The 3,076-nt window shown below is 32.1% G+C and carries 2 protein-coding genes; both read right to left on the bottom strand.

Annotated elements, in window-relative coordinates; all coding sequences use genetic code 11:
- Positions 1-1,348 (bottom strand): sensor histidine kinase (locus F6K22_RS37170; protein WP_293109769.1); only part of this gene is annotated, 1,348 nt, incomplete at its 3' end.
- A gap of 557 nt (positions 1,349-1,905) precedes the next feature.
- Positions 1,906-2,529, bottom strand: coding sequence for a hypothetical protein (locus tag F6K22_RS37165; RefSeq protein ID WP_293109767.1), 624 nt, complete (start codon positions 2,527-2,529; stop codon positions 1,906-1,908).
- Between the last annotated feature and the right edge of the window lie 547 nt (positions 2,530-3,076).

Raw genomic sequence — 3,076 nt, 5'->3', positions numbered from 1 at the left:
CAACTTTAATTTCTGGATATTGAGAATTAGCTTTCACACGACTTCCTAAAATTATTAATGTATTTTCAATAGCTTCTTGAACGTCAATTTTTTCAAATTCTGTTTTATCCATTCGAGAAAAATTGCTCATAGCTACAATAATTTCATAAATTTGCTCCGTGCCATTTCTCATTGATTTATATATTTTCTTGAGGTCTTCGACTAAGAAGTCCGGATCTATTTCATCTATTTTTTCCTCAATTTGAGGCACTGGAACAGGATAATATTTCTGATATATAGCTAAGAGTTCAATTAAGTTTTCTGTATATTTTTGAGCGTAAACAATATTGCCTTTGATAAAGTTAATTGGATTAGTAATTTCGTGAGCAATTCCGGCAACCATTTCTCCTAAACTAGACATTTTTTCATTATGAAGTAACTTGGTATTAGTTTCCTGTAGTTTTGCTATTGTTGCTTGTAGCTCCTCAATAACTTTTTCTAAACTTTGAGATTGTACGATAGTTGATTTTTCGGAAATATTTAATAATTGGTTTAATGTCTCTATTTCTGATTTAAGATTATCGATATATTTATGCTGTTTGTTTACATCTTTAACTCTATTAATAATATTATATTCTCCTGAGTTGATAAAAATTTTGTTGTCATCAAAAGGTAAAATTGCCATTTTGATATTTAAGGTTAAGTGACGCAATAAATCTAGAGTAACTGTTGGCAATTCTACTTTGAGAAAAATTAGTAAAATAAAAGTATCTCCTGAAGGTAATAAACCCCCACATCCAAGAACAGATTTAACATTAAAGGGGATTACAAATGATTTTTTTGCTGGAATATAAGGACTATCTAAAGCATCAGATACATAAAATATTTGACAAATTTGTTTTTCTACATCAACAAATAAACTTGGATCTGGTTGGATAAATATACCAGGCTCTAAACCTAATTGTTTTATAAGTTGAGATATCATTGGAGCTTTAGCGATCGCCTCTTCATTAACTAGGGGAATTGCTTGATGTCCTACTGATTTATCTCGATAATTCCATTCTGGTTTTTCACCAGTAGTTGCTAGTAGAGTTAAGCATTTTAAATCATCCTTAATCTCTGTTTTTTTCAAGATATTTTGTACATATTTTTGCAATTCAGGAGTTAATTTTCCGTAGGAATGAGTTTTAAATAAACGGATAAGCACACAAGATTTTTCTTGGGTTTGGAGATTAACTAAGTTTTCATATAGATACTTAATAATTACGTTACTAACTGCTTCCATACTCTGAGCATTTTTTCCCAACTGGCGTAGCATTAAACCACATTCAGATAAATCTCTGAAATTAAATTCAGTTAGGTCATACATAGGTTAGCTGTTTCCTGAAAAATGTTCAATCTAATTTTAACATCTCTGTAAGTCAATATTTAACTTTGTCAGCATTCAGCTATCAGCATATAAAGCACTTTTGAAGATGGTGAGGTAGTTCAACATTAATCTCTATTCCTTCTTTCCTAGGACCTACTCCCGTTGTATGCAACGTCCCTACCTACTCCCTAATATCCTAGATTTTTGTAGCTCCGAGACTCGAAAATTGTTGTAATTTTACTTATATATTTTTCCCAATGATATAAAGTAGAGACGCTGACTATAACGCCTCTACGAAAAGTTGAAAAAAATCAGACTGATCGGTCATCAGTTAATTGTTTCAATCCTGGGTTTAATAGACTAAATATATTTTTAAGTAAGCATTCAGCGGTCAGCTATTAATTTATTATCTTTGAAAGAAGAAGTATAATTTAAAGTTACTCTCAAAGCAGATTAACCAATCTTTCTCATTAACTAGAAAAAGCTAACTGCTAATAACTGAATGCTTACATTGTTAAAATTAGTAGTCTGAAGATTTTGCTAAATTTTAATCCTCTTCAAAGACCTAAATCATACTTAGCAACTTCAGCCATAGTCAACAATTTTTCCTCCCAATTTTTCCCTGTATTTTGTTGTAAATATTCTGCTAAAGAACCCCATCCATTTGACTGTAAATATAAATGAGTAGCAATTTGATGTTTACAAATTGTGTGACGATAAACCATATCAGCACAACTACAACCAATATTATTTACCTCAGCCACAGTTCCTTTAATTGGATTCCTAACCACAGAACTAACAGCAGTCAACTCAACTTCTAACTTTTCTAAAGCAGCTCGATTATATCTTTCGATAAAAGCGTGTATTTCCGAATAAATAATAAAATACTTGCCATTTTCTGCATTTATATTAATCCCAGAAGTCTGCAAATTATAACTTATAATTTTGCTAAAATGGCGCTGTTTAATTTGCAAAAAACAGAGCAAACAATTCAGAAATTTTGCTTTAGATAAAAAAGTGCTGCACCGTCCTTTTGAAGTTATATAAACTATTTGGGGAATTTGAGCAATCCCAACAAGTTTAAGACTTTCAATCTTAATTTCTAAGGGCACTAATGGCTGAATTTCTGAATTTAATTTTTCGGAAAAATGAGTGGATTTAATACCAATGCAATTAACCATGATATAATCCTCTTGTGATTTAACTTTTTAATCCAGGCGCTCTATGAAAAAGCCAATTCAGATGAGCGCCTTTCATATTACAATTATACTTCAAAAAACAGGTATTGACAACCTTTGAAAGTTAATTCCTGTAAAAGACTAAAGTCTTTACTACAAACTGAAGAAATCTCAACCAAAGGGGAGAGGGGGAGGAGGGGGAAGTGTGGGAAGTGTGGGGAGAAACAACAACCAGAGGAGTTGAATTAACTGTTTGAGGATGAATTGGAGCAGCTATTTTTCAGCTATTATATCAAGTAACATTAATTAGGGCTTGCTGATTAAATCTAAAAGCATTGACAGATAAAGGGTAAAGCCTTTTTGGGGCCTTTAAAAAGTGCGCCTGTTTCAGTTGATTTCGCTCAAAAAGTCAGCATAAAAGGCAGAATAATTGCAGAACAATCAAGGGACTCTCATATCTGACTACCTCATCTATAAATTCTCTGTTCCTCCTAACTACTCTCTACTCCCCCACTCCCATACTCCCATACTCCTTAAAAAGACTTTTTCA

It is taken from the genome of Okeania sp. SIO2F4, from assembly GCF_010672385.1.
Taxonomy (GTDB): domain Bacteria; phylum Cyanobacteriota; class Cyanobacteriia; order Cyanobacteriales; family Microcoleaceae; genus Trichodesmium.
The sequence above is the reverse complement of the archived record's forward strand: the minus strand, read 5'-3'. Positions and strand labels throughout refer to the sequence as shown.